Source organism: Stenotrophomonas sp. FBCC-B152 (assembly GCF_059134105.1).
Genome location: NZ_CP101442.1, coordinates 4,429,706 through 4,455,367, shown reverse-complemented (window position 1 = coordinate 4,455,367; position 25,662 = coordinate 4,429,706). Strand labels below are relative to the sequence as shown.

Below are 25,662 nucleotides of genomic sequence, written 5' to 3'. Positions count from 1 at the left end.
CCGGGGCGGGCGCCGTGCATTACCTGCTTACTTGCGGGCGCGCTTGGCCGGGGCCTTGCGGGCCACGGTCTTGGCGGCGCGCTTGGCCGGTGCAGCCTTGCGGGCGACCGACTTGCGGGCAACGGCGGTCTTCTTGGCCACAGTCTTCTTGGTGGCGGCCGACTTGCGGGCCACGGTCTTCTTGGCGACAGCGACCTTCTTGCCAACCGTCTTGCGGGCGGTGGCGGTCTTCTTGGTCACGGCCTTCTTGGTGGCGGCCGACTTGCGGGCGACGGCCTTCTTGGCGGTGGCAACCTTCTTGCCCACGACCTTCTTGGCGGCCACGGTCTTCTTGCCAGCGACCTTGCGGGCGGTGGCCGACTTCTTGGCGACAGCCTTCTTGGCGGTGGCGACCTTCTTGCCCACGACCTTCTTGGCAGCAGCGGTCTTCTTGGTCACGGCCTTCTTGGCAGCAACGGACTTCTTGGCGACAGCCTTCTTGGCGGTGGCAACCTTCTTGCCCACGACCTTCTTGGCGGCGGCGGACTTCTTGGTCACGGCCTTCTTGGCGGTGGCGACCTTCTTGCCGGCAACCTTCTTGGCGGCCTTGGTGGTCTTGGTCACGGCCTTTTCAGCGGCAGCCTTCTTCTTGGCAACCTTCTTGGTCAGCGCGGCGGCCTCGGCCTTGGCGTTGCTCTTGGCGGTTTCCAGCTTCTTCTTGGCGGTGGCCAGGGTCTTGCCGACCGACTTGGCAGCCTTGTCAGCCTTCTTGGCGACGGTCTTCTCGGCCTTCTTGACGGCCTTCTTGACCTTGGCAACCTGGGTGGTGGCAGCCTTGCGCGCGCGCTTGGCGGTCTTCTTCACCGAGGCAACCACTTCTTCAGCGGTGTGGGCGATGGTCTCGCCAACGTTGCCGGCGGTTTCTTTCACAGTTTCCACACCCTGCGACAGGGTCGCGGTGACGCCATTTCCGTTGCTCATGTTTTGCCTCCTGAGGGGCCAGTCAGTGATTTCGCTGGCGATGCTATACCGGCGCGGACGATCGTGGAACGGTCTTGTCGCAGCCCGTGAGCCGCCTTTGTGCTTGCCAGGCCGGCGCCATTAATCCGGCGCGGGTGGGAATCACGCATGAAACCACTTGAAAACAGCTTCCGCTGCGTAATCAGAACTTGCCGTAGTAGCCCTCCTTGAGCGCGTCGAACAGGTTCGCGGCAGTGTGCAATTCGCCGTCATACTCGATCTGTTCGTTGCCCTTTACCTCCACAACTGCGCCGTCCTGGAGTTCGAAACGGTAGGTGGTGTTCTCCAGATCGGCCTCCTTGACCAGCACGCCCTGGAACGCGGCGGGGTTGAAACGGAAGGTGGTGCAGCCCTTCAATCCCTGCGCGTGGGCATAGCGGTAGATGTCCTTGAACTGCTCGTAGGGGTAGTCGGTGGGGACGTTGGCGGTCTTGGAAATGGAGCTGTCCACCCACTTCTGCGCGGCGGCCTGGACATCCACGTGGGCCTTGGGCGAGATGTCGTCGGCGGCGATGAAGTAGTCCGGCAGGCGGGAGTCGTCCTGGTCGGCGAACGGCATCGCCCGTGGGTTCACCAGGTGCCGGTAGGCCAGCAGCTCGTAGGAGAACACGTCCACCTTCTCCTTGCTCTTGCGCCCCTCGCGGATCACGTTGCGGCTGTAGTGGTGGGCGAACGAGGGCTCGATGCCGTTGGAGGCGTTGTTGGCCAGCGACAGGCTGATGGTGCCGGTGGGGGCGATGGAGCTGTGGTGGGTGAAGCGGGCGCCGATCTCGGCCAGCTCCTCCACCAGCTCCGGGGCCACGCTGGCGATGCGCTGCATGTAGCGGCTGTAGCGGGCATGCAGCACCTTGCCCTCGATCTGCTGGCCGGCGCGCCAGCCGTCGGCGGCCATTTCCGGGCGCTGGCGCAGCATGGCGGCGGTGACCTCGAAGGTCTCCTGCATGATCGGCGCCGGCCCTTTCTCGCGGGCCAGGCTGAGCCCGGTTTCCCACCCCGCCACGGCCATCTCGCGGGCGATGGACTCGGTGAACTCGCAGGCGTCGGGCGCGCCATAGGTCATGCGCAGCATGGCCAGGGTGGAGCCCAGGCCCAGGAAGCCCATGCCGTGCCGGCGCTTGCGCAGGATTTCCTGGCGCTGCTGTTCCAGTGGCAGGCCGTTGACCTCCACCACGTTGTCGAGCATGCGGGTGAACACCCGCACCACCTCTTTGTATTCGTCCCAGTCGAACCGGGCCTGGGCAGTGAACGGCTCGCGCACGAAGCGGGTGAGGTTGACCGAACCGAGCAGGCAGGCGCCGTACGGGGGCAAGGGCTGTTCGCCGCAGTTATGGGCATGCAGGCCGTTGCCGTCGAAGCAGTGGATGCCGGGTACCTGGACGTCGTAGACGTCTTCCACCCCGTCCGGGTCCACGCTTTCCACGGTGGCGAAGAAGCGGCTGCGGTTGAGCGCGCGGCGGTAGACGGCCAGCGTCCGGGTCAGGCGCGCGGCCTTGTCGGTGTCGGCGAACCCGATCAGCGCGTCGTAGCGGGCTACGCCTTCGCCGCTGATCACCAGGTCGAACTGGGCCAACGTGGGGTAGGCCCGCTGGCCACCGCGACCATCGGGCAGCACCGAGCGCCCGGCTTCGCGGCGCGCATAGAGGGTGCTGGGAATACCCAGCCGCAGCAGCATGCGCTGCACCGCCTCCAGGCGCGGACGATCAGACTGTGCCAACCGGACGAATACGCCCTTGAACTGGCTGCCCTGCACACTGCCGTCGGCGTCGAACAGGCCGCGCAGGAAGCCACGGCAGGCATCGCTGGAGAGCTTTTCCAGCGCGGGGGTGATCGGTTTGTGGCACGGGGACATGCCCAGCTGCTGGGCAAGATCGCGCAATGCGGCTGACCTCAGGCGCCATTCGCTTCGACCGCCCACCTCGGACCACCCGCTGAAATCGGCACGGTGCGGCAGCGTCTTCGCGCAGCGCAGCGCTTCGTCCATCAGCGCGCGCACCCCCGCCGCCGGTGACGCCGGCACACCATTGGCCACCGCTGCCTGGCTCCACACCGAGAGCACGGCACCTTCTTCTTTCAGCGTGCCGTCGCCAACCAGCAGCCCCAGCAGGTAACCCTGCTCATGCGCCAGCGCACCCGGCCAGTGCGGCGCCGCACGGTGGTCCTGCAGCAGTACCTCATCCCCCGCCCGCAGCTGGCCCGCTTCGCACCACTCGCTCTGCACCTCCCATCGGGTGCGGCGGGTGACCCGGCGAACCCGATGGTCCGCAGTCAGCCGCAGCCGATGGCCTTCGCGGGTCTGCAGGGCGAGCACCGGCTTGCGCGCCGTGCGGAAGAACCCCGCAGCGGTAGTGGCATGGTCCTGCCCCTCCACGCGCACGTGGAACCCCTGCCCGATCAGCTCCGCCACTTGGCGCGGCCCGGCCGCGGTGTGCACCCAGGTATCGGCGGTGACGCAGGGATTGGTGGCGCGGATGTCCTCGCACCACCAGTTGTTGTTCATTTCGTTGACCCGGTCGATCAGGATGAAACCGGGCTCGGCATAGTCATAGGTGGACACCATGATCATGTCCCACAGGTGCCGGGCACGGATCTGGCCGTAGATGCGGCAGGCGACCAGGCCGTCCTCGCGGACCACGTAGTCGCGGTGGGTGGGCCACTCGCGCCACTGCACGGCGGCCGCATCGGCCAGGTCGAACTCGCCGGCCTCGTGCCGGCTCAGCGGGAACACCAGCGGCCAGTCGGCGTCATCGTCCACGGCCCGCATGAAGCCATCGGTGATCAACAGCGACAGGTTGAACTGGCGCAGCCGGCCGTCTTCGCGCTTGGCCCGGATGAAATCGCGCACATCCGGATGCGAGACGTCGAAGGTGCCCATCTGCGCGCCACGGCGGCCGCCCGCAGAGGAGATGGTGAAACACATCTTGTCGAAGATATCCATGAAGGACATCGGGCCGGAGGTGTGTGCGCCGGCCCCGGCCACGAACGCGCCGCGCGGGCGCAGCGTGCTGAACTCATAGCCGATGCCGCAGCCGGCCTTCAGGGTGAGCCCGGCTTCGTGGACCTTGCGCAGGATGCCGTCCATCGAATCTTCGAGCGTGCCCGAGACGGTGCAGTTGATGGTGCTGGTGGCCGGCTTGTGCGCCTGCGCGCCGGCATTGGAAATGATGCGGCCGGCGGGAATGGCGCCACGGCGCAGCGCCCAGGTGAAGCGCTCGCGCCAGTGCCGGCGCTTGTCCTCGGTGAGTTCGGCATCGGCCAGGGCGTGCGCCACGCGCAGGTAGGTGGCGTCGATATCGGCATCCAGCGCCTGGCCCTGCTTGGTCTTGAGCCGGTACTTCTTGTCACAGATGTCCAGCGAGGCAGGCTGCAGCGGTACTTCGCCGGTGGCCAGCTCCGGGGGAATCACGTCCGTTTGCACCGTGCGCATTCGAGGCAGGCTCCATCGCGTGGTCACCGGGTGTGCCCGCTGGCGAACCCAACGCCTTGGGGCACTCAGGATCGGCGGCGCAACATCTAGTGGCCGACCTGGTTCCAGCTTACGCCGGCACGGGGGCGTGTCAACGGCGCGGAAGGTCGCAGCGGCGGCGGCGGGCGGGGTCGATTTCATCGCCGGTTTAGCCGTCAGCGCACAGACTCATTCAGCTTGATTTACCGTATACGTGTTTTCCGCCCACCGGACTCCCATGCGACCGCTCCCGACCCTGCTCACGCTCGCGCTTGCCGCCGCCTTCGGAGGCTTTGTCGCTTCCGCCATCAACGCCCACCTGGACAACCGTGCTGAAGCGGCGCCGGCCACGCTGGCCATTCCGGCCACGGCCGCGCTGCCTGCATCGGTGGCCGGGCAGCCGGTGCCGTCGCTGGCGCCGATGCTGGAGCGGGTGATGCCGGCGGTGGTGAGCGTCAATACCAAGCAGGTGGTGCGGGTGCGCAACCCGTACTTCAACGACCCGTTCTTCCGCCGCCTGTTCCCGGAAGTGCCGCAGGAGCGCATCAATGAATCGCTCGGCTCGGGCGTGATCATCGATGCGGCCGAAGGCCTGGTGCTGACCAACCACCACGTGATCGAGAACGCCGACGACGTGCAGGTGACGCTGTCGGACGGGCGCACGGTCAAGGCCGAGTTCCTCGGTTCGGACCGCGACACCGACGTGGCGCTGATCCGCATTCCGGCCGACAAGCTCACCGCGCTGCCGCTGGGCGACAGCACGCAGCTGCGCGTGGGCGACTTCGTGGTGGCCATTGGCAACCCGTTCGGCTTCAGCCAGACGGTCACCTCGGGCATCGTCTCGGCGGTGGGCCGCACCGGCATCCGCGGGCTGGGCTACCAGAACTTCATCCAGACCGATGCGTCGATCAACCCGGGCAACTCCGGCGGTGCACTGGTCAACCTGCAGGGCCAGCTGGTGGGCATCAATACCGCCAGCTTCAACCCGCAGGGCAGCATGGCCGGCAACATCGGCCTGGGCCTGGCCATTCCGACCAACCTGGCGCGCGATGTGGTGGACCAGCTGATCAAGCACGGCGTGGTGGTGCGCGGCACGCTGGGCATCGAAGCGCAGAACCTGACCCAGGCGCTGGCGCAGAACCTGGGCCTGAGCGAAGCGCGCGGCGCGTTGATCACCCGCGTGCTGGCCGGTTCGGGCGCCGCGGCCGCCGGGCTCAAGCCGGGCGATGTGGTGGTGGCGGCCAACGGCCAGCGGGTGGACGGCGCGGTGGCGCTGCACAACGTGGAGGGCCTGCAGCCGGTGGGCAGCGCGCTGACCCTGGACGTGCGCCGCGATGGCAAGCCGCTGCAGCTCAAGGCCACGTTGAAGGAACAGGCCCGCGCGGTTGCCGGTGAATCGCTGGACCCGCGGCTGAGCGGCGCCACCTTCGTCGACCTGCCCGAGACGCTGCGCCAGGCCGGCAGCAGCGGGGTCATGGTCAGCGACGTCAAGCGCGGCAGCCGCGCAGCGAATTCCGGCCTGGCCGCCGGCGATCTGATCATCCAGGCCAGCGTGGGTGAATTTGCCGACCTGGCCAGCTGGCGCGCCAATTTCCAGCAGCGCCCCCAGCAGCTGGTGCTGCGCGTGGTGCGCGGCAATGCGCGCGGCGAGCTGGAGATGCGCTGAACCGGTCAGGCAACCTTCGCATCCGGATCACGCCAGCTGACACCACCTACACCCTGCCAGTGCTATTACCTTGAGTTCGCTTCGACCGGCATGGCCTGCGGTCACCTTCCCCATCGCTTACTACGGAGATACACGATGAGCCCCACCAATACCGAAAACCTCAAGGAACACCTGGGTGAAGCCGGTTCGCACCTGAAGTCGGCGGCCACCGCTGCCGGCGGTGCGATCAAGGGCGCCACCGGCGCGGCCGGCGACGAACTGCGTATCGGCAAGGCCAACGTCAAGGCCGAGCTTTCCGACACCGCACTGTCCGGGCTGGCTGCTGCTGAATTCGGCGGTGCCGCTGCGAAGGAACAGGTGGATGCGCTGATGGACAAGGGCAAGGACCTGGTCGACAGCGCTGCCGAGCTGATCCGCGAGCGCCCGCTGGCCTCGTTCGGCGTGGCGTTTGCCGCCGGCTGGATCATCGCCAAGCTTGCCCGCAGCGGCGACAAGTAAGTCGGCGTGAGCGATCAAGCACAGTCGACGCCCGACGGTGGAGCGGCAACGCCTCCACCCGATGGCGATGCCGGCCAGCGCGCGCCGCGCCTGGATGAAAGCATCCGCGAGGTCGGCCAGGCCGGTCGCGCGACGGTGGATTCGGCCAAGCACACGCTGCGTTCGCTGCGCCGTTTGGCCTCGTTTGAATTCGCGCTGGCGCGCAGCGCATTTGGCCGGGCACTGGCCTGGAGCGGCGTGGCCATCGTGTTCGGTGCCTCGGCCTGGCTGCTGCTGGCCGGTACGCTGATTGCGCTGATGCAGCGCTGGGGGCTGTCATGGTTCCATTCGCTGCTGATAACTTCGCTGATCAGTCTGGTCATGACCGGCTACGCGATCTGGCGGGTGTCGTTCTTCTTCCGCCACACCGGCATGCATGCCACGCGCCGCCAGTTGTCGCGGCTGGGCCTGTTCGATGAGCCCAGCGACGACGATCCCGAGGGCCAGATGGATGCCACGGAGCGTGCGCCATGAAGTTCGAAGCTTTGCGCCACCGGGTCAAGCGTGCTGAACAGGTGGTTTCCATCCGGGTAAGCGAAACGCAGTGCAGCTGGTTCACCCTCAGCCAGGCCTGGCGGGAGGGGTGGACGCCGCTGCGAATCATCAGCGTGGGCCTGGCCGGTGGTTTCCTGGCCGGCAAGCTGGAGCCGGGTAAGACCCGTTTCCATGGTGCACGTTGGCTGCAGATGATCGGTTCGGTGTCCAACCTGCTGGCCAGCGCACAGGCGGCGTTCGCCTCGATGCAGGCCAGCGAGGCGGCCGATACCGCCGAGCAGGCGGCGGACAAGGTGGATGAAGCCGTCGACCCGACGCCACCTGCAGCACCGGTTCGGGCCGCGGCCCCGGCCGCTGCGCCACGTGCCCGGGTCACCGCCACGCAGGAGGCGGCACAGCCGCAGCCCGCGGAAGCGGCCACCGACCTTTCCGAACGTTGATGCAACGCCCCACCCACGGTGGGGCGCTACCGGTTTTCCACCACGCCGCACGCACCCGGGTTGCCCAATAATGCGTCTCCTCTCCAGCGTGCGACCTGCATGAGCGTTCCTGCGACCTCCCCTTCCGACGCTCCCCTGCCGGTACCGGTACCGCCCCCGCCGCGCCCGCGCGCGCCGATGTCGCTGGTGGTGCTGGCCATGCTGGCGGTGGCGTTCACCCTGTGGGCCGCGCAGGAAATCATCCTGCCGATATTGCTTGCCATGTTCTTCGCACTGGTCGGCAACCCGATCCTGCGCCTGCTGGGCCGGCTGTGGGTTCCGCGCTTCCTGGCCGCGGTGCTGGTGATCGGGGTGGGATTGAGCGGCACGGCCGCGCTGGGCGTGCAGCTGGTGGGCCCGGCGATGGAGTGGGCCCAGGAAGCCCCGCAGCAGCTGCGCAAGGTGGCCCGCCAGGTGCAGAACCTGACCAAGCCGGTGCAGCAGGCCAACCAGGCGGCGGAGAACTTCGCGCGCGTGGCCGGTGGCGAAGGCAGCCGCCGGGTGCAGGTGGTGCGCACCCAGCTGGATGACCCGTACAAGGTGCTGACCCGGGCGCCACGGTTGGCCGCCTCGGTGCTGGCGGTGGTGCTGCTGACGCTGTTCTTCATGATCTATGGGCAGAACCTGCAGAAACATGCCATCGCGCTGTTTCCCAGCCGGCAGCAGCAGCGGTTCACCACCGACATCCTGCGTTCGATCGAGCGTGAGGTGTCGCGCTATGTACTGACCATCACCGTGATCAACACCCTGGTGGGGCTGATTTTCTCCGGGGTGCTGTTGCTGCTGGGCATCAGCCTGCAGGAAGCGCTGCTGTGGGGCACCGTGGCGGCGCTGCTGAACTTCGCGCCGTACGTGGGCCCGCTGATCGGGGTGACGCTGATGTTGCTGATGGGCTTCGTGGAGTTCAGCGACCCGTTCAAGGCACTGCTGCCGGCCGCGTGCTACCTGGCCCTGCACACCATTGAAGGCCAGGTGGTGACGCCGATCGTGCTGGGCCGGCAGATGGCCATTTCGCCGCTGATCCTGATCCTGGCGCTGATGGTGTTCGGCTGGCTGTGGGGCATGGTGGGCCTGCTGCTCTCGGTGCCCCTGCTGGTCTGCATCAAGCTGGTGCTGGCCCGCCTGGACGGTACCCAGGGCTGGGCCAAGCTCCTGGAGTAGAGCGACGCCCTGCGTCGCTGCCCCCACAGGCGTAGAATGGGCGGGTGAATTTCCCCGTCCTAGCCATCACCCTCGACCTCGACGACACCTTGTGGCCGTTCGCCCCCATCGGCGCCCGCATCGACCAGGTGTTGTACGAGTGGATGCTCCAGCACAGCCCCGCCACCGCCGCGATGTACCCGGTGGCGGCGATGCGCGAACTGCGCGAGCGCTCCTTCCGCGATAACCCGCAGCTGCACTACGACCTGAGCGCCCTGCGCCGGCTCACCCTGCGCGAGGCGCTGGAAAACAGCGGGGCCGACCTGGCCCTGCTGGAACCGGCCTACGAGGCGTTCTACGCCGCGCGCAACCAGGTGGAGTTCTACCCCGATGCGGTGGACGCGCTGGCCCGTATCGCGGCCCGGGTGCCGGTGGCCGCACTGAGCAACGGCAACGCCGACCTGGCCCGGATCGGGCTGGACCACCACTTCGCCTTCCAGCTGGGGTCGCGCGAACACGGCGCGGCCAAGCCGGCCGCCAGCATCTTCCACGCCGCCTGCGACCGCCTGGGCGTGCCCCCGGCGCAGGTGCTGCACGTGGGCGACCACATCGAAATGGACGTGGTGGGCGCGATGCAGGCGGGGCTGCGCGGCTGCTGGATCAACCGCGTCGAACACACCTGGCACCATCCCTCACTGCAGCCTGACCTGCAGTTCGACACCCTGACCGGGCTGGCCGACTGGCTCGATGCGAACGCATCGCTGCAGCACGCCTGACCACGAACGGAGCACGACCCCGCATGACCCAGATCACCGGTTTCACCACCGATTCGGCCAAGGCCCTGCCGCTGCATGTCATGGAGCGCGAACAGTTCGCGGCGTGGCGCGCCCAGCAGAGCCCGGCCCTGGTTGCCTGGCTGGATGCGCAGCACTTCAACGGCAGCGGCGGCAGCGTGGTGCTGCTGCCGGGCGAACACGGCCTGGCCGGCGCCATCGTCGGCGTGGGCGACCCGGGCGATGCCTATGCCTATGCGCACGCCCCGTTCGCGCTGCCGGAAGGCAGCGTGTGGCAGCTGGCCGATGCGCTGCCGACCAACATCGAAACCCTGCTGCACCTGGGCTGGGGCCTGGGCAGCTACCGCTTCGCGCGCTACCGCACCCCCAACCGCGCCCCGGCGCAGCTGGTGGCCAGCCCGGCCGCCGAAGTGCGCGATGTGATCACCGCCAGCCTGCGCGTGCGCGACTGGGTGAACACGCCCACCGAGGACATGGGCCCGCAGCAGCTGGAAGACGCCGCGCGTGAACTGGCCGCCGCCCATGGTGGCCAGTGCGAGGTGATCACCGGCGATGCGCTCCTGGAGCAGAATTTCCCGGCCATCCACGCGGTGGGCCGTGCCTCGCACCGCGCGCCGCGCCTGATCGCGCTGCGCTGGGGCCAGGCCGGCCGCCCGCACGTGGCGCTGGTGGGCAAGGGCGTGTGCTTCGATACCGGCGGGCTGGACATCAAGCCGGCCGACGGCATGCGCAACATGAAGAAGGACATGGGCGGTGCCGCGCACGCACTGGCGCTGGCCGGGCTGATCATGGCCCAGGAGCTGCCGGTGCAGCTCACCCTGCTGATTGCCGCGGTGGAAAACGCGATCGGGCCGGACGCGTTCCGCCCGGGCGAAGTGATCGCCACCCGCAAGGGCCTGAGCATCGAAATCGACAACACCGACGCCGAAGGCCGGCTGGTGCTGTGCGATGCGCTGACCTACGCCAGCGAACAGCAGCCGGAGATCGTGCTGGATTTCGCCACGCTCACCGGTGCGGCGCGCATCGCGCTCGGCCCGGACCTGCCGGCGCTGTTCAGCAACAATGACAGCCTGGCCCAGCAGTGGCTGCAGGCCGGCGAAACCACCCGCGACCCGGTCTGGCGCATGCCGCTGTGGCGCCCGTACCTGCGTTACCTGCACAGCGGCATTGCCGACCTGGCCAACGCCGGTTCGCGCATGGCCGGTTCGGTGACGGCGGCACTGTACCTGGAGCGCTTCATCGCCGAAGGCCAGGTGTGGGCGCACCTTGATGTGTACGCCTGGAATGACGGCGAACGCCCGGGCCGCCCGGCCGGTGGCGAGGCGCTGGCGCTGCGCTCGGCGTGGTCGATGTTGAAGACGCGATACGCGTAAGGCAGAACCGCACAGATCCCCGCCCCGGCGGGGATCGTTCGTTGAATCTTGTCGAAAATGTGAATATCCGGGCGACCGGGGTTCTGACACCATGGCCGCACCCACCCCCTCACGTTCGAGAAGGCAGGTAACGGCCCATGTCGCTCTTCCGCTATACCCGCGCCGGCCGTGAGCCGGATGCCCCGCGCCCCCCGCATTCACCGCTGCTGTGGATCGCGCTGATCGCCTTGATCGCCGGCGCGCTGGTGCTGGCCTTCGCCTGGCTGGCCGGCTGGCTGGGCCGCGACCGCGCCACCGTGCAGACCTTCACCGACACCATCGAAGCCACCGGTGCCAACCATCCCGGGTTCCGCCGTGCGCACAGCAAAGGCGCCTGCGTGAGCGGCAGCTTCCAGGGCACCCCGGAAGGGGCCGCACTCAGCGCGGCACGGGTGTTCCGCCAGCAGCAGGTGCCGGTGCTAGGCCGGTTGTCGATCGGTGGCGGCGATCCGCATGGTGCCGACGCCAACGCGCGCGTACGCAGCATGGCGCTGCAGCTGGTCAGCGATGACGGCCAGGAATGGCGCACGGCGATGAACAGCTTCCCGTTCTTCGCGGTGCCCACCACCGAGGCGTTCCTGGAACAGACCCGCGCCGGCATTCCCGACCCGGCCACCGGCAAGCCGGACCCGGCGAAGATGGCGGCCATCGCGGCCAAGTACCCGTCTGCGCGCGCCTTCGGCGAATGGGCCAAGACTGCACCGTGGTCCACCAGCTGGGCCAACACCTCCTACAACGGGGTGAACAGCTTCCGCTTCACCAATGCCGAGGGCCACACCGAGGTGGTGCGCTGGAGCATGCGCCCGCTGGCGCCGTTCGAAGCGATGGATGCGGAGCAGCGCAAGCAGGCCGGCCTGGATTACCTCAGCGAGGAGTTCCAGCAGCGCCTGGCCAAGGGGCCGGTGCAGTGGGAGATGTGGGCCACCATTGCCGCAGAGGGCGATGCGGTGAACGATCCTTCGATTCCGTGGCCGGAAGACCGCCGCCAGGTGAAGCTGGGCACGCTCACCCTGACCGCGCTGCAGCCGCAGGCCGGCGGTGCCTGCAACAACCTCAACTTCGACCCGCTGATCCTGCCCAGCGGCATTGCCGGCAGCGATGACCCGATCCTGGCCGCGCGTTCGGCGGTGTATTCCGAATCGTTCAACCGCCGCGAGCGCGAAGTGGCCAGCGGCAAGGAGAAGGCGCGATGAGCCGTGATGCCGGGCATTTCAACCTCACCGCGCGGGTGCTGCACTGGCTGATGGCAGTGCTGATCCTGACCATGCTGTTCGTGGGCGTGACCATGGTGGCCTCGCTGCACTGGCGCCCGATGCTGGTGGACCTGCACCGGCCGCTGGGCATCGCGATCCTGCTGCTGGCGCTGGTGCGGCTGATCAACCGGTTGCGGCATCGGCCGCCACCGCTGCCGGCGGATCTGCCGGCCTGGCAGGCCGCTGCGGCGCATGCCTCGCATTGGGTCCTGTACGGACTGATGCTGGCCATGCCGCTGGTGGGCTGGGCGATGCTGTCGGCCGGTGGCTACCCGATCCAGATGTGGAAGGGCGTGCTGCTGCCGCCGATCCTGCCGCACGACGTGGCGCTGTATGCCGCGCTGCGCAGTGCGCACAGCCTGCTGGCGTATGTGTTGTTCGCCACGGTGGTGCTTCATTTGAGTGCGGCGTTGTTCCATCTTTGGGTGCGGCGCGATGGGGTGTTCCAGGCGATGGCGAAGGGGAAGGACAGGTAACGCCACACGACCAACGGTCGTGTGCTACCCGGGTGGTTGCAGGCACCGCCCAGCCACGCAGGGCGTGGCTCTACAGCCAGCCTTTCTGCCGGGCGAGGCGGTAGGCTTCGATGCGGTTGGCTACGCCCAGCTTGCCTATGCATTCGGAGAGGTAGTTGCGCACCGTGCCGTGCGACAGCCCCAGCTGCGTGGCGATCTCGCTGGCCGAGCGGCCGTCGCCAGACAGGCGCAGCACCTGGCGTTCGCGGTCGTTGAGCGGGTCGGCCTGCGACCACGCATCCAGCGCCAGTTGCGGGTCGATGGCACGGCCACCGTGCTGCACCTGGCGCAGGGCGTCGGCCAGCTTCTCCGCCGGTGCGTCCTTGAGCAGGTAACCGCACACGCCGGCGTCCAGCGCGCGGCGCAGGAAGCCCGAGCGCGCGAAGGTGGTCACGATCACCACCTTGATCGGCAACGCATGGCGGGCGATGCGCTGCGCCAGCTCCAGCCCTGACAACCCCGGCATTTCGATATCGGTGACCAGGATGTCCGGCTGCAGCTGCTGCAGCATCCGCCAGGCGGCCTCCCCATCGGCGGCGGCGCCGAGCACCTCGATATCCGGCTCCAGCCCAAGCAGCGCCGACAAGGCACCGCGCACCATCGCCTGGTCTTCGGCCAATACGATGCGGATCATGGCAGTGCCTCATTGGTCAGCGGGGTCGAACTTGTTGTCGTGGCTACCGCGGCGGTCTTGGCCGGTAGCGGCACCTGCACCACCACCGTGGTGCCCTGCCCGCGCGGGGAGTGCACCTGCAGGGTGCCGCGCAGCGCAGCCACGCGTTCGCGCATGCCGGTGAGGCCGTTGCCATCGGCCTGCACATCGCCACGCCCGTCATCGCGGATCTGCAGGCCCAGGGTGCGCCCGTCCTGGCTGAACTCGACCCAGGCCTGGTGCGCGTCGGCATGCCGCACGATGTTGGTGGCCGCTTCGCGCAGCACCAGCGCCAGCCCGCGTTCGATCTCCACCGGCATCGGCGGCGGCGGGCTGTAGTGCAGGTGCACGTGCTGGCATTCCAGCAGCAGCCGCGCGGCCGCCAGTTCCGCGGCGAGATCGCTGGCGCGGATGCCGGTGACGGCGCTGCGCACCTCGGACAGCGCCTGCCGCGCGATCGCTTCGGCTTCGCTGACTTCCAGCCGCGCGCGCTCGGGATCGCGGTCGAACAGCTTGCGCGACAGCTCCAGCTTCAGGGTGATCAGCGACAGCGTGTGACCGAGCAGGTCGTGCAGGTCGCGGCCGATGCGCTCGCGCTCGGCGGTGGCGGCCAGCCTTCGCACTTCGTCCTGGGACAGCTGCAGGGCTGCGTCGCGATCCTTGTTGGTACTTTCCACATTGATGACAACGCCGATGATGAACGCCATCGATGGAATCCATACCACCAGCTGCCAGTGGTAACCCACCCACAGCGCGATGGCCACGAAGGCGGCGTTGAGCACCACCAGCTGCGCGAGGTAGCGCCACGCGCTGCCGGTACGGCACACCCGCAGCGTGACGCAGCCGAAGATGAAATAGCTGATGCCCGACGGGTACCACGGCAGCAGCGCCAGGCCCATGGCCACCATGGCCAGCGCGTAACGCGGCGCGTGCCGGCGCGGCGACAGCAGCTGGCGCGCGTACAGCACCAGGAACACCGGGTAGGTCAGCAGGGTCAGCCACAGCCACGTAAGCGTGTAGCCGCTGCCGAACATCGGGGTGAGGAACACCCAGCCGGTCCACAGCAGGTGCACCGCGTCGGACCAGGCGGGCTTGCCGGCGCGCAGGTTGTCGGCAACGGCCGAATCCGGGGCAGGTCGCAGAAGGGAGGAGAGCCAGCGGGGCGGCATGGTGGGTTCCCGGTCGTGGGGGCGAGGCGCGATCATGGCAGTTTCCTCTCGATGTTATGGGGATGACGGCCGTAGAGCCACGCCCTGCGTGGCTGCGCGGTGCGAGGGTTTACGTGGCGCCCGTGGCAAGAGTAGACACGCGTGGCGTGTCCCTACGATCCGGAATCGGCCCCAGCCTCGCCAGTGGACCTCATCACGCCACTTGGGTGACAGCTGTCACTGCCCGCCGCCCCGCCGGGCGGGCATCCTGTGCCCCAGCCGGTCCCCTTCCGGTTTGCCCGTGACTCCCGTTGCGGTCACACTCGGCCCGATTCCACGTCCAGACTCACGATGAACGCATCCGCTGAACTGCTCAAGGAACTCCGCATCGACCGCAAGAAGGCCGCGGCCCCGCCGCCTTCGTCGCCACGCCGTGGCCTGTGGATCGTCCTTACCAGCGTCGCGCTGCTGGTCCTGGGCGGTATCGCCTGGGTCGTGTTCGGCCGCGAACGCCCGATCGAGGTAACCACCGCGCCGGTGGTGGCCATCCAGCAGGGTACCGCCAGCAGCTCGGTGCTCGACGCCAGCGGCTACGTGGTGGCCCGGCGCATGGCCACGGTATCGGCCAAGATCACCGGCAAGGTCCGCGAAGTGATGATCGAGGAAGGCATGCGGGTTGAAGAAGGCCAGGTGATGGCCACCCTCGACCCGATCGATGCCAACGCCCAGCGCAGCCTGTCGTCCTCGCAGCTGGAAGCGGCGCGCAGCCAGCTCGCCGGCCTGCAGGCGCAGGTGGCCCAGGCCGATGCCGAAGCCGGGCGCCTGCAGACGCTGGTGGGCCAGCAGCTGGTTTCGCGCTCGCAGTTCGACCTGGCCATGGCCCAGCGCGACAGCCTGCGCGCGCAGCTGCGCACCGCCCAGCGTAATACCAAGGTGGCCGGCGACGCGCTGGCCATTGCCGACCTGGGCGTGGACAACAACATCGTGCGCGCGCCGTTCTCCGGCGTCGTCACTGCCAAGGCCGCGCAGCCGGGCGAGATCGTGTCACCGCTGTCGGCCGGTGGCGGCTTCACTCGCACCGGTATCGGCACCATCGTGGACATGGATTCGCTGGAGATCGAAGTAGAGGTGGGCGAGGCCTTCATCGGCCGCGTGCACCCGAAGATGCCGGTGGAGGCCACGCTCAATGCGTACCCGGAGTGGAAGATTCCGGCCGAAGTGATCGCCATCATTCCCACCGCCGACCGCGGCAAGGCCACGGTCAAGGTACGCGTGGCGCTGAAGGTGAAAGACCCGCGCATCGTGCCGGAAATGGGCGTGCGGGTGAGCTTCCTGGAAGCGGCCGCACCGGCCCAGGCCGAAGCGCCCAAGGGCGTTCGCGTGCCGGCGGCGGCGCTGGTCGAGCGCGACCAGAAGACGGTGGCGTTCGTGGTGGGCGATGACAAGCGTGTGCAGCAGGTACCGGTCACGGTGGGCGTGGCACTCAACAACGACCGCCAGGTCACCGCCGGCCTCAGCGCCGGCCAGCAGGTGGTGAGCAACCCGCCGCCGGAACTGCGCGATGGCAGCGCGGTCGTGGAAAAGCAGGCGCAGTAAAGCAAGGCGGTGCCGCGACCTGGTCGCGAGCCGACGATGTGCGATTCCCGTGCCGGCCCGGCGCGCATGCGCGCGGCTGCCTGCAGGGCTTCTTCTTCCAACGCATCACGGAGAACCACCCATGTCCACCCTGGTTTCGCTCCGCAACATCACCAAGACCTACCAGCGCGGCCCCGAGAAGGTGCAGGTGCTGCACGGCATCGACCTGGACATCCAGCGCGGCGATTTCGTCGCCCTGATGGGCCCATCCGGTTCGGGCAAGACCACCCTGCTCAACCTCATCGGCGGGCTGGATACGCCCAGCGGCGGCGAGATCGAGATCGAAGGCGAGCGCATCGACCGCATGTCCGGCGGGCAGCTGTCCACCTGGCGCAGCCACCATGTCGGCTTCGTGTTCCAGTTCTACAACCTGATGCCGATGCTCACCGCACAGAAGAACGTGGAACTGCCGCTGCTGCTCACCCACCTGGGTGCGGCGCAGCGCAAGCGCAATGCCGAAATCGCGCTCACCCTGGTCGGCCTGGCCGACCGCCGCAGCCACCGTCCCAATGAACTGTCCGGCGGCCAGCAGCAGCGCGTGGCGATTGCCCGGGCGATCGTGTCCGACCCGACCTTCCTGATCTGCGATGAGCCCACCGGCGACCTGGACCGTGCCTCGGCCGAGGAGATCCTGTTGCTGCTGCAGCAGCTCAACCGCGAGCACGGCAAGACCATCATCATGGTCACCCACGACCCCAAGGCTGCCGAGTACGCCACCCATACGGTGCACCTGGACAAGGGTGAGCTCGCCGAAGCACCTGCGGCCCACTGACGGAGGTCACTGCGATGAAGTATTTCTCGCTCATATGGGCGCAGTTGTTCCGCAGCAAGACGCGGACCCTGCTGACCCTGCTCTCGGTGGTGGCCGCGTTCCTGCTGTTTGGCATGCTCGATTCGGTGCGCGTGGCGTTCAGTTCGGGCGGCAGCGTGGAAGGGGCCAACCGGCTGATCGTGGCCTCGCGCCTGTCCATCACCCAGTCCCTGCCGATCCGTCTGGATGCGCAGGTGCGCCAGGTACCCGGAGTAAAGGATGTGACCTCGGGCATGTGGTTCGGCGGCATCTACCAGGACCCGAAGAACTTCTTCGCCAACTTCTCGGTGGCGCCGAACTACTTCGATGTGTACCGCGAACTGCAGCTGCCGCCAGAGCAGCTCAAGGCCTTCCAGGACACCCGCACCGGTGCGGTGGTGGGTGAAACGCTGGCCAAGGAATTCGGCTGGAAGATCGGCGACACCATTCCGCTGCAGGCCACCATCTTCCCGCGTGGCGGCAGCAACGACTGGCCGCTGCAGCTGGTGGGCATCTTCCGCTCCAAGGACCGCACCCTGGCAGCAAATGAAGAACGCCAGCTGATGATGAACTGGAAGTACTTCGACGAAAGCAACGACTACATCAAGAACCAGGTGAGCTGGTTCACGGTCACCCTGGACAACCCGGACCACTCCTCGCGCGTGGCCCAGGCCATCGATGCGATCTCGGCCAATTCGGACCATGAAACCAAGACCCAGACCGAATCGGCGTTCCAGCAGGCCTTCGTCAAGCAGTTCGCCGACATCGGCCTGATCGTCACCTCGATCATGGGCGCGGTGTTCTTCACCCTGCTGCTGCTCACCGGCAACACCATGGCCCAGGCGGTGCGCGAACGCGTGCCGGAACTGGCCACGCTGAAGACGCTGGGCTTCAAGGACAGCACCGTGCTCACGCTGGTGATGATCGAATCGGTGCTGCTGATCGGGCTGGGCGGTGCCATCGGCATGGGGCTGGCGGCGACCATCCTGCCGCTGCTGGCGCCCAAGACCCAGGGTCTGCTGCCACCGCATGTGCCGACGCAGACCTGGCTGATGGGCGTGGGCCTGATCCTGCTGATCGGTGTGGTGGTGGGCCTGCTGCCGGCGCTGCGCGCCAAGCGGCTGAAGATCGTCGATGCCCTGGCGGGCCGCTGAGGAGAACCGACATGAAGAAGCAATGGTTGAGCAATCTGTTGTCGGTGCTGCTGCTGGCGGTGATGCTGGTGGTATGGATCATGCTGCCTTGGCCCGGCGTGCTGGCGGTGGCCGTGGCGGTGGTGCTGTGGCTGCTGTTCACCCGCAGCGGGCGGCTGGCACTGGCCGCCACGCGCATCGGCGTGGCCAGCCTGCCGCAGCGCTGGGGCGCCTCGTCAGTGGTGGTGGTGGGTATTGCCGGCGTGGTCGGCGTGCTGGTGGCGATGCTGGCGATGGGCCAAGGCTTCCAGGCCACGCTCAACAGCACCGGCGATGACAGCACCGCCATCGTGCTGCGCGGCGGTTCGCAGGCCGAAACCAATTCGGTGATCACCCGCGACCAGGTACCGCTGCTGTCCACCCTGCCCGGCGTGGCCAAGGATGCGCAGGGCCGGCCGATGATTTCGCCGGAGCTGTCGCAGGTGGTCAACGTGGTCTCCAAGGGCGATGGTACCGACGTCAACGCGCAGTTCCGCGGTGTGGGTGAAATGGCCTGGGCGGTGCACGACAAGGTCAAGGTCACCGAGGGCCGCCAGTTCAAGCCGGGCCTGCGCGAGATCGTGGTCGGCAAGGGCGCGCAGGGGCAGTTCCGTGGCCTGGAGGTAGGGAAGAAGCTCACCCTGGGCAACCAGCAGTGGACGGTGGTGGGCGCCTTCAGCTCCGGCGATGCCCACGATTCCGAGCTGTGGACCGATGCCGAAACACTGGCCAACACCTACCAGCGCAGCGCGTGGCAGTCGATCAGCGTGCGCACCGACGGAAAAGCCGGGTTCGACCAGTTCAAGGCGGGCGTGGCTGCCGACCCGCGCCTGAAGCTGGACGTGGAAACCACCCGTGCGTACTACGCCAAGCAGGGCGGTGGCCTGAACACCCTGATCAAGGTGCTGGGCACGGTGATCGGCGCGATCATGGCGGTGGGTGCGGTGTTCGGCGCGCTCAACACCATGTATGCGGCGGTGGCGACCCGCGCACGTGAGATCGCCACGATGCGGGCGATCGGGTTCCGGGGGCTGCCGGTGGTCACCGCGATCATGCTGGAAACCATGCTGCTGGCGCTGATCGGCGGGTTGCTTGGCGGGTTGGTGGCGTGGGCCATCTTCAACGGCTACAGCGTGTCCACCATCGGCAGCAACTTCAGCCAGGTGGTGTTCCAGTTCAAGGTCTCGCCGGAGCTGCTGTGGAGCGGGCTGAAGTGGGCGCTGGGGATCGGGCTGGTGGGTGGACTGTTCCCCGCACTGCGTGCGGCGCGGTTGCCGATCACCACGGCGTTGCGGGAAACCTGATGCGCAGAACGACCGTGCTCCGCTGAGGGGCACGGTCTACGCTCAAGAAGGAATGGGGTGATCGTTTACCCCCCTATCTGGCACTGGATCTTCTCGTCACGTCGGCTGCAGGCGAACACTACGTTCTGGCGTACCGGCAGCTGGCCAATCACCTCCACGCCTGCCCACTTGGCGCGTTCCAGGAAGTAGGGCTGGAGCTCGTAATAGTCCCTGTACGAGAAATTGCGCGGACCACCATCCGGGGCCAGGAAATCTTCCGGCTTCTCCTGCATGCGCGCACTCCGATCTCCCGACTCAAGGTACTCCCATCGGCGGGTATCGTAGTTGAAGAAAAACTCAATGAAGCCAAGGTAGGAATGCAGGATGTTGAGGCGCGAAATAAGCGGAGCCCCACCATTGAGCTGTGACTCGAAGCGCAGGATGCGACCATGTTCGGTGTCGGCATTGAGGTAAGCGAAGCGAGTACTTCTTGTCAGCAACCGCCGCACCGTCTCCCGGGCCTCCAGATGCCTGGGATTCAAGTCGGTGACGTGGTGACCCCACATGACGGTGTTGCTGCGCGTGTGCGGTGACCCGGGAGGCTGCAGGTCTATCGTTCCCCATTGATCTACAAACTCGCCGCGGGTGCTGCTGTAGATCTTCATCATTTCGTTGTACTGCTTGCGGATCCACGCAGGTGGAGCGAAGTGCGTGGCAACAAGCTTTCCACCCACCTCCGAAACGTTGAATCCCTGGATATTGGTCCAGCTGGCACCGTTGTAGACATAGTGCTCGCCAACTCCCAGCGACTCTGCACGTTCGTACATCTCGCTGGCATTGCACATGTAGCAAGGCCGTGCAATCGGGTCATCCTGCCTTTCCTCGGCGGCGCCCTGGAACGGTAATGCTGCCAACAGCAGCCATCCAAACTTCCTCATCATCTGCTCCCTGATTGCCCGCACACGCGGGTCATGGCAGTTCAGCAGTCTCGGGTAGCTGTGGATATCGGAACGGTTGGAATATCAACGCGGTGAACGCGTCATTCGGAATGATGCGATGCACGCAGCCACGCAGGGCGTGGCTCTACGATTGCCGCATCCCACGTAGTGCCACGCCCTGCGTGGCAGCGCGAACCCCGGCCGATCGACCACCCCAAGCGTAGAGCCACGCCCTGCGTGGCTGCGGAATGTCAGGCCCGCGCAGCAGCCCGCGAACGCCACAAACTGTCGCCAATGAACAGCAACAGCCCCGTCCAGATTGCGGCGAATCCGATCGCCTTGGCGGTGTCGAACGGTTCGCGGAAGAAGAACACGCCCAGCAGCAGGCCCAGGCTGGGCGCGATGTACTGCAGGATGCCCACCAGCGAGAGCGGGATGCGCTTCACGCCATAGGCAAAGCCAATCAACGGCAATGCCGTCACCGCGCCGCCCAGGATCAGCAGCAGGTCATTGCGCCAGCCCCAGCCGCTGAAGAACGCGCCACCGTGGCCGTTCTCGCTCCACAGCGCGAAACCGATCGCCGGCAGGAACAGGTACAGGCTTTCAATGCCCAAACCGGCCACCGGGTCCACCGAGATCATCTTGCGCAGCAGGCCATACAACCCGAACGAGCACGCCAGCCCCAGCGCGATCCACGGCGGGGTGCCGGCGTCGAGGGTGAGCCATGCCACGCCCAGTGCGGCGCAGCCCACGGCCAGCCACTGCAGGCCGCGCAGGCGCTCCTTGAGCACCACCACGCCCAGCACCACGCTTACCAGCGGGTTGATGAAGTAGCCCAGGCTGGTTTCGATCACATGCCCGGCGTTGATCGCCCAGATGTACAAGCCCCAGTTGAAGGCGATGGCCATGCTGCTCAGGGCCAGGGTGGGCAGCGCGCGCGGCTGGGCGGCAATCTGTTTCCACCAGCCGGTGCCGCTGCTCAGCAGCAGCCAGGCCACCACCAGCACCGTGCTCCAGATGATGCGGTGGGCGATGATCTGCTGCGAGGGCACCGCCTTGAGCAGGTGCCAGTACACCGGCACCAGCCCCCACAGGGTGAAGGTGAAGGCGGTGATGGCCAGGCCACGGCGTTGTTCCTGCAGGGGCGTCCTTTCCAGCGTGCTCATTTGCGGCGGGTCCGCGCCAGGGTCAGCACCAGCACGCCGGCCAGGATCACGCCCATGGCCAGCAGGTCATGCGGGCCGAAATGCTCGTGCCCGATCAGCGCGCCCAGCAGCACCGCGATCACCGGGTTCACATAGGCGTAGCTGGCGGCCAGCGCCGGGCGCACGTTCTGCAGCAGCCACACGTAGGCGGTGAAGGCCACGATGGAGCCGAACATGCACAGGTAGGTCACCGCCAGCAGCCCATTCAGGGTGGGCCAGGTGGTGGGGCGTTCGCCGGTGGCCAGGCCAAGGGCGACCAGCATCACGCCGCCGCACAGCATCTGGCCGGCCGCAGTCATGAACGGGCTGGGCAGGTCCAGGCTGCGTGCCCAGACCGAGCCGAAGGCCCAGCCGATGGGGGCGATCAGCAGCAGCACCAGGCCCTGCGGCGAGGCGGTGAGGCTGCTGCCGGCGTTGAGCCACACCACGCCCAGGAAGCCGATGGCGATGCCCAGCCACTCGCCCCGGGTGGCGTGCTGGCCACGGACGGCCCCGAACAGGGCCATCCACAGCGGCACCGAGGCCACGGCGGTGGCGGCCAGGCCGGAGGAGACGGTGCGCTCGGCCAGCACCACCATGCCGTTGCCCAGCACCAGCATGGTCAGGCCCATGATGGCCAGGTTGCGCCATTGGCGGCCGGTGGGTGCGGCCATGCCGCGCCAGCGCAGCACCGCGTACATCAGGGTGCCGGCCACGATGAAACGGGCCCCGGACACCGTGGTGAGCGGCAGCGCGCCGCCCTCCAGGGCCAGCCGGATACCCAGATAGGTGGACCCCCACACCACGTACACCAGCAGCAGGGCCAGGACGACCAGGCCGCCGCGGGGAGCGGCCTGCGGGGTTGCGGGGGAGACGGCCATACGCGACCAGCAGGCGGGGGAGTGGCGATTCTAGGCCTTTGCCGGCGGCCCGGCATGCCCGGTGGTGGCACGCTGTCGTGCTGGACCTAGTTACATGGTGCAATGCCCACCGATCATCACGTGGGGTAAGGTAAAAACCAGCATTGCCATTGCTCCACCGTGAGGACCGTTTTCCAGCATGAGCACTTCCACCATCCCAGCTGCGCCCGCCAATGACAAGGCCGCGCTGAAACGCTCGATCTCCAACACCCTGAAAGGCTCGGCGGGCAACCTCGTCGAGTGGTACGACGTCTACGTCTACTCGGTGTTCGCGGTCTACTTCGAATCCCAGTTCTTCTCGGCCGCCGACAAGAACTCCACCATGTACGTGTGGGCGATCTTCGCCGCCACCTTCCTGATGCGCCCGATCGGCGCCTGGTACTTCGGGCGCTTCGCCGACCGTTACGGCCGCCGCCTGGCGCTGACCGTGTCGGTGACGATGATGGCCGCCTGTTCGTTCCTGATCGCGCTGACCCCTACCGCTTCCACCATCGGGGGCTGGGCGGCGCTGATCCTGCTGTTCGCGCGCCTGCTGCAGGGCTTCGCCACCGGCGGCGAGTACGGCACCAGCGCCACCTACATGTCCGAAGCGGCCATTCCCGGCCGTCGCGGTTTCCTGTCTTCGTTCCACTACGTCACCCTGGTGGGTGGCCACGTGCTGGCGCAGCTGACCCTGTTCACCATGCTGATGTTCTGGGAAAAGCCCGAAATCTCCGCGTGGGGCTGGCGCATCGCGTTCGGCATCGGCGGCCTGGCGGCCATCGTGGTGTTCTGGCTGCGTCGCTCGATGGATGAATCGCTGGGCGAAGACTCCATCGAAGCCGCGCGCGAAGGCCGTGCCAAGGCGTCCGGCTCGATGTACGAGCTGTTCGTGCACCAGTGGCGCCCGCTGCTGCTGTGCTTCCTGATCACCGCCGGCGGCACCGTGGCCTTCTACACCTATTCGGTGAACGGCCCGAAGATGATCCAGAGCGCGTTCGCGGGCACCGATGTGATGACCGGTACGCTGATCAACCTGGGCGTGCTGACCTTCCTGATGGTGCTGCAGCCGATCGGCGGCTGGCTGTCGGATATCGTGGGCCGCAAGAGCCTGCTGGTGTTCTTCGGCGTGGGCGGCGTGCTGTACAGCTGGTACCTGGTGACCGAACTGCCGAACCAGCATGACCCGCTGATCGCGTTCCTGACCCTGGCGCTGGGCTTTGTGATCCTCACCGGCTACACCTCGATCAACGCGGTGGTGAAGGCCGAGCTGTTCCCCACCCACGTGCGTGCACTGGGCGTGGGCTTCGGCTACGCGCTGGCCAATTCGCTGTTCGGCGGTACCGCCCCGCTGCTGTACCAGGGCGCACTGAAGACCGATCGCGTGGGCGACTTCGCCATCTACGTCACGGCAATCATCGCGGTGTCGCTGGTGGTGTATGTGTTCTTCCTGAAGAACAAGGGCCCGAACTACCTGGATGGCACCCGGAAGTAACGGGGCCAGCTCCAGATAAGAAAACGCCGGGGCATGCCCCGGCGTTTTTTTTGGTCCGTCAGCGGCGGGCCGCTTCGGTCTGTTCGCGGGCCTTGCGGAATTCCGAGCCCTCTTCCCAGTGCGGCCAGGTGCGGCTGTTGGCCAGTTCGGCGCCCAGGTCGTAGACCAGCAGGGTGTCGGCGGCATGGCCGGCCGGATCCCAGCTCGGGGTCCAGGCGTCGCAGGCCTGGTGGTAGCAGTCGGCGAAGTACTTTTCGCGCAGTGCCTTGCCAGCGGCAACGCCGCCTTCCAGCTTGTCCAGCCCCGGGCCGATGGTGATGGCCGGCACGCCCAGGCGGGCGAAGGCGAAGTGGTCGGCGCGGTAGAAGAAGCCGGCTTCCAGGTTCGGGTCCGGGCTGTAGCTGCGCCCACGCGCCTTGGCCACGCGCTCCAGGTCGCCTTCCAGCGAAACGCGGCCCTTGCCCCACGAGGCGATATCGCGGGTGGCGCCATCCGGGCTGAACATCTCGATGTTGATCACCGCGGCGGTCTTGTCCAACGGGGCCAGCGGGTGCGCGGCGTAGTAGCTGGCGCCCAGCAGGCCCTTCTCCTCGGCAGTGAGCGCCACGAAGTACAGGGTGCGCTGCGGCTGCGGGCCGGCCGCGAACACGCGGCCCAGCTCCAGCACGGTGGCCACGCCGGTGGCGTTGTCGATGGCGCCACGGCGGATGCGGTCGCCCTTGGCGTCGGGCTGGCCGATGCCGAAGGCATCCCAATGCGCGGAGAAGATCACCGCTTCATCGCCGTGCTCGCCGCCGGGCAGCTTGGCCACCACGTTGCGGGTGACCACCTGCTCGCGCTTGAGCTTGAACTGTGCCGACAGCGTGGCATCGCCCAGCACCACCGGCTGGAACGCCGGAGTCATGGCCTTGCGCTTTTCGGCCTCGAAATCCAGGCCGGCATCGCGGAACAGCTGCTCGGCCAGCGCGCGCTGCATCCAGCCGCGCACCGGCACGTGCTGGGCCAGTGCCTGCTCCTGCGGGCGCTCGATATCGAACAGCGGCGAGGTGCCCGAGCTCTTCACCGTGGCCCAGCCGTACGCGGCCGGGGCGGTTTCATGCACGATCAGCACGCCCTTGGCGCCACGGCGCGCGGCCTCCTCGAACTTGTAGGTCCAGCGGCCGTAGTAGGTGACGGCCTTGCCGTCGAAGGCGCCCGGACGATCCGCTTCGAAATCGGCGTCATTGATCAGCACCACGGCGATCTTGCCGTGCAGGTCCACGTCCTTGTAATCGTTCCACTGGCGCTCGGGCGCATCGATGCCGTAGCCGATGAACACCAGCGGCGCATCCTTGATGTCCACCGCTGCCTGCGGGCGCAGGCTCTGCAGGGTCACGTCCTCGCCGTTCACCAGCGTGCGGGCCTTGCCGTTCTGGCGCAGCGTGGCGGTCACCGGGCCATCGACCTGGGCGCGCACCATCGGCACCGGCTGCACCCAGCTGCCATCCACGCCACCGGGCTGCAGGCCGGATTTGCGGAATTCCTCGATCAGGTACTGCACCGTGCGCTCTTCACCCGGCGACGCCGGGGCGCGGCCTTCGAACTCGTCCGAGGCCAGGATGCGCACATGCCGCGACAGCGCTTCGGGGTCGATGCCACCGCCCGGCAGGTCATTGGCCGCGTGGGCCAGGCCGCCCACGAACAGACAGGACGACAACAGCAGCATGCGCATCGGATTCACGGCAGGTACCAGAA

General features: G+C 67.4%; 22 protein-coding genes. 14 read left to right on the top strand and 8 right to left on the bottom strand.

Features of this window, described 5'->3' with window-relative positions:
* Positions 1 to 27: 27 nt before the first annotated feature.
* Together NMB40_RS20190 and NMB40_RS20185 are read right to left on the bottom strand one after the other, a co-directional pair.
* Positions 28 to 960: a histone gene (locus NMB40_RS20190; protein ID WP_494359644.1), complete on the bottom strand. Its 933-nt coding sequence runs from the start codon at positions 958 to 960 to the stop codon at positions 28 to 30.
* A 181-nt stretch (positions 961 to 1,141) separates the two neighbouring features.
* Positions 1,142 to 4,423, bottom strand: a complete 3,282-nt coding sequence (locus tag NMB40_RS20185; protein WP_494359643.1) for a ribonucleotide reductase barrel domain-containing protein — start codon at positions 4,421 to 4,423, stop codon at positions 1,142 to 1,144.
* 256 nt (positions 4,424 to 4,679) lie between these two features.
* Here NMB40_RS20185 and NMB40_RS20180 point away from each other — a divergent pair, with 256 nt between their 5' ends.
* The 9 genes from NMB40_RS20180 (at position 4,680) to NMB40_RS20140 (ending at position 12,693) form a co-directional block, all read left to right on the top strand.
* Positions 4,680 to 6,107, top strand: coding sequence for a Do family serine endopeptidase (locus tag NMB40_RS20180; RefSeq protein ID WP_282246753.1), 1,428 nt, complete (start codon positions 4,680 to 4,682; stop codon positions 6,105 to 6,107).
* Positions 6,108 to 6,242: 135 nt separating this feature from the next.
* Positions 6,243 to 6,605 carry a hypothetical protein gene (locus NMB40_RS20175; RefSeq protein WP_494359642.1) on the top strand — a complete coding sequence of 121 codons (363 nt, stop codon included), beginning with the start codon at positions 6,243 to 6,245 and terminating at the stop codon, positions 6,603 to 6,605.
* Between the two features lie 6 nt (positions 6,606 to 6,611).
* Positions 6,612 to 7,118: a phage holin family protein gene (locus NMB40_RS20170; RefSeq protein ID WP_494359641.1), complete on the top strand. Its 507-nt coding sequence runs from the start codon at positions 6,612 to 6,614 to the stop codon at positions 7,116 to 7,118.
* Positions 7,115 to 7,579 (top strand): protein sip-5, encoded by a 465-nt coding sequence (locus NMB40_RS20165; protein WP_494359640.1) that lies wholly within the window; start codon positions 7,115 to 7,117, stop codon positions 7,577 to 7,579. The genes NMB40_RS20170 and NMB40_RS20165 overlap by 4 nt, the downstream gene beginning before the upstream one ends.
* Positions 7,580 to 7,678: 99 nt before the next feature.
* Positions 7,679 to 8,779 carry an AI-2E family transporter gene (locus NMB40_RS20160; protein ID WP_494359639.1) on the top strand — a complete coding sequence of 367 codons (1,101 nt, stop codon included), beginning with the start codon at positions 7,679 to 7,681 and terminating at the stop codon, positions 8,777 to 8,779.
* A gap of 44 nt (positions 8,780 to 8,823) precedes the next feature.
* On the top strand, positions 8,824 to 9,534 hold the full coding sequence (locus NMB40_RS20155) for an HAD family hydrolase (RefSeq protein ID WP_282246748.1): 711 nt from the start codon (positions 8,824 to 8,826) through the stop codon (positions 9,532 to 9,534).
* A 23-nt stretch (positions 9,535 to 9,557) separates the two neighbouring features.
* Positions 9,558 to 10,925: a leucyl aminopeptidase family protein gene (locus NMB40_RS20150; protein ID WP_494359638.1), complete on the top strand. Its 1,368-nt coding sequence runs from the start codon at positions 9,558 to 9,560 to the stop codon at positions 10,923 to 10,925.
* A 137-nt stretch (positions 10,926 to 11,062) separates the two neighbouring features.
* The gene (locus NMB40_RS20145) at positions 11,063 to 12,157 is read left to right on the top strand and encodes a catalase family peroxidase (RefSeq protein ID WP_494359637.1); all 1,095 of its coding nucleotides are present in this window, start codon (positions 11,063 to 11,065) and stop codon (positions 12,155 to 12,157) included.
* Positions 12,154 to 12,693 (top strand): cytochrome b, encoded by a 540-nt coding sequence (locus NMB40_RS20140; RefSeq protein WP_494359636.1) that lies wholly within the window; start codon positions 12,154 to 12,156, stop codon positions 12,691 to 12,693. Before NMB40_RS20145 ends, NMB40_RS20140 begins: the two co-directional genes overlap by 4 nt.
* Before the next feature lie 70 nt (positions 12,694 to 12,763).
* Here the strand turns inward: NMB40_RS20140 and NMB40_RS20135 are convergent, their stop codons facing one another.
* Positions 12,764 to 13,366 carry a response regulator transcription factor gene (locus NMB40_RS20135; protein ID WP_282246744.1) on the bottom strand — a complete coding sequence of 201 codons (603 nt, stop codon included), beginning with the start codon at positions 13,364 to 13,366 and terminating at the stop codon, positions 12,764 to 12,766.
* Complete coding sequence (locus tag NMB40_RS20130) at positions 13,363 to 14,553, bottom strand: sensor histidine kinase (protein ID WP_494359635.1); 1,191 nt, start codon at positions 14,551 to 14,553, stop codon at positions 13,363 to 13,365. The genes NMB40_RS20135 and NMB40_RS20130 overlap by 4 nt, the downstream gene beginning before the upstream one ends.
* 330 nt (positions 14,554 to 14,883) lie before the next feature.
* Between NMB40_RS20130 and NMB40_RS20125 the strand changes: the two genes are divergently transcribed.
* The 4 genes from NMB40_RS20125 (at position 14,884) to NMB40_RS20110 (ending at position 19,433) form a co-directional block, all read left to right on the top strand.
* A complete protein-coding gene (locus tag NMB40_RS20125; RefSeq protein WP_494359634.1) occupies positions 14,884 to 16,128 on the top strand; it encodes an efflux RND transporter periplasmic adaptor subunit in 1,245 nt (414 codons plus the stop codon).
* A 121-nt stretch (positions 16,129 to 16,249) separates the two neighbouring features.
* Positions 16,250 to 16,939, top strand: a complete 690-nt coding sequence (locus NMB40_RS20120; protein WP_282246741.1) for an ABC transporter ATP-binding protein — start codon at positions 16,250 to 16,252, stop codon at positions 16,937 to 16,939.
* A 14-nt stretch (positions 16,940 to 16,953) separates the two neighbouring features.
* On the top strand, positions 16,954 to 18,111 hold the full coding sequence (locus NMB40_RS20115; RefSeq protein WP_448141764.1) for an ABC transporter permease: 1,158 nt from the start codon (positions 16,954 to 16,956) through the stop codon (positions 18,109 to 18,111).
* Positions 18,112 to 18,122: 11 nt separating this feature from the next.
* Positions 18,123 to 19,433: an ABC transporter permease gene (locus tag NMB40_RS20110; RefSeq protein ID WP_494359633.1), complete on the top strand. Its 1,311-nt coding sequence runs from the start codon at positions 18,123 to 18,125 to the stop codon at positions 19,431 to 19,433.
* Positions 19,434 to 19,498: 65 nt separating this feature from the next.
* Here the strand turns inward: NMB40_RS20110 and NMB40_RS20105 are convergent, their stop codons facing one another.
* The 3 genes from NMB40_RS20105 to yedA form a co-directional block, all read right to left on the bottom strand.
* Positions 19,499 to 20,350 (bottom strand): hypothetical protein, encoded by an 852-nt coding sequence (locus NMB40_RS20105; protein WP_494359632.1) that lies wholly within the window; start codon positions 20,348 to 20,350, stop codon positions 19,499 to 19,501.
* Positions 20,351 to 20,601: 251 nt separating this feature from the next.
* Positions 20,602 to 21,516 (bottom strand): EamA family transporter RarD, encoded by a 915-nt coding sequence (gene rarD / locus NMB40_RS20100; protein ID WP_494359631.1) that lies wholly within the window; start codon positions 21,514 to 21,516, stop codon positions 20,602 to 20,604.
* Positions 21,513 to 22,415, bottom strand: coding sequence for a drug/metabolite exporter YedA (yedA, locus tag NMB40_RS20095; RefSeq protein WP_494359630.1), 903 nt, complete (start codon positions 22,413 to 22,415; stop codon positions 21,513 to 21,515). Before yedA ends, rarD begins: the two co-directional genes overlap by 4 nt.
* Positions 22,416 to 22,593: 178 nt before the next feature.
* Between yedA and NMB40_RS20090 the strand changes: the two genes are divergently transcribed.
* Positions 22,594 to 23,928, top strand: coding sequence for an MFS transporter (locus NMB40_RS20090; RefSeq protein WP_494359629.1), 1,335 nt, complete (start codon positions 22,594 to 22,596; stop codon positions 23,926 to 23,928).
* A 58-nt stretch (positions 23,929 to 23,986) separates the two neighbouring features.
* Here NMB40_RS20090 and NMB40_RS20085 read toward each other — a convergent pair whose 3' ends face one another.
* The gene (locus NMB40_RS20085) at positions 23,987 to 25,639 is read right to left on the bottom strand and encodes a M28 family metallopeptidase (protein ID WP_494361107.1); all 1,653 of its coding nucleotides are present in this window, start codon (positions 25,637 to 25,639) and stop codon (positions 23,987 to 23,989) included.
* Between the last annotated feature and the right edge of the window lie 23 nt (positions 25,640 to 25,662).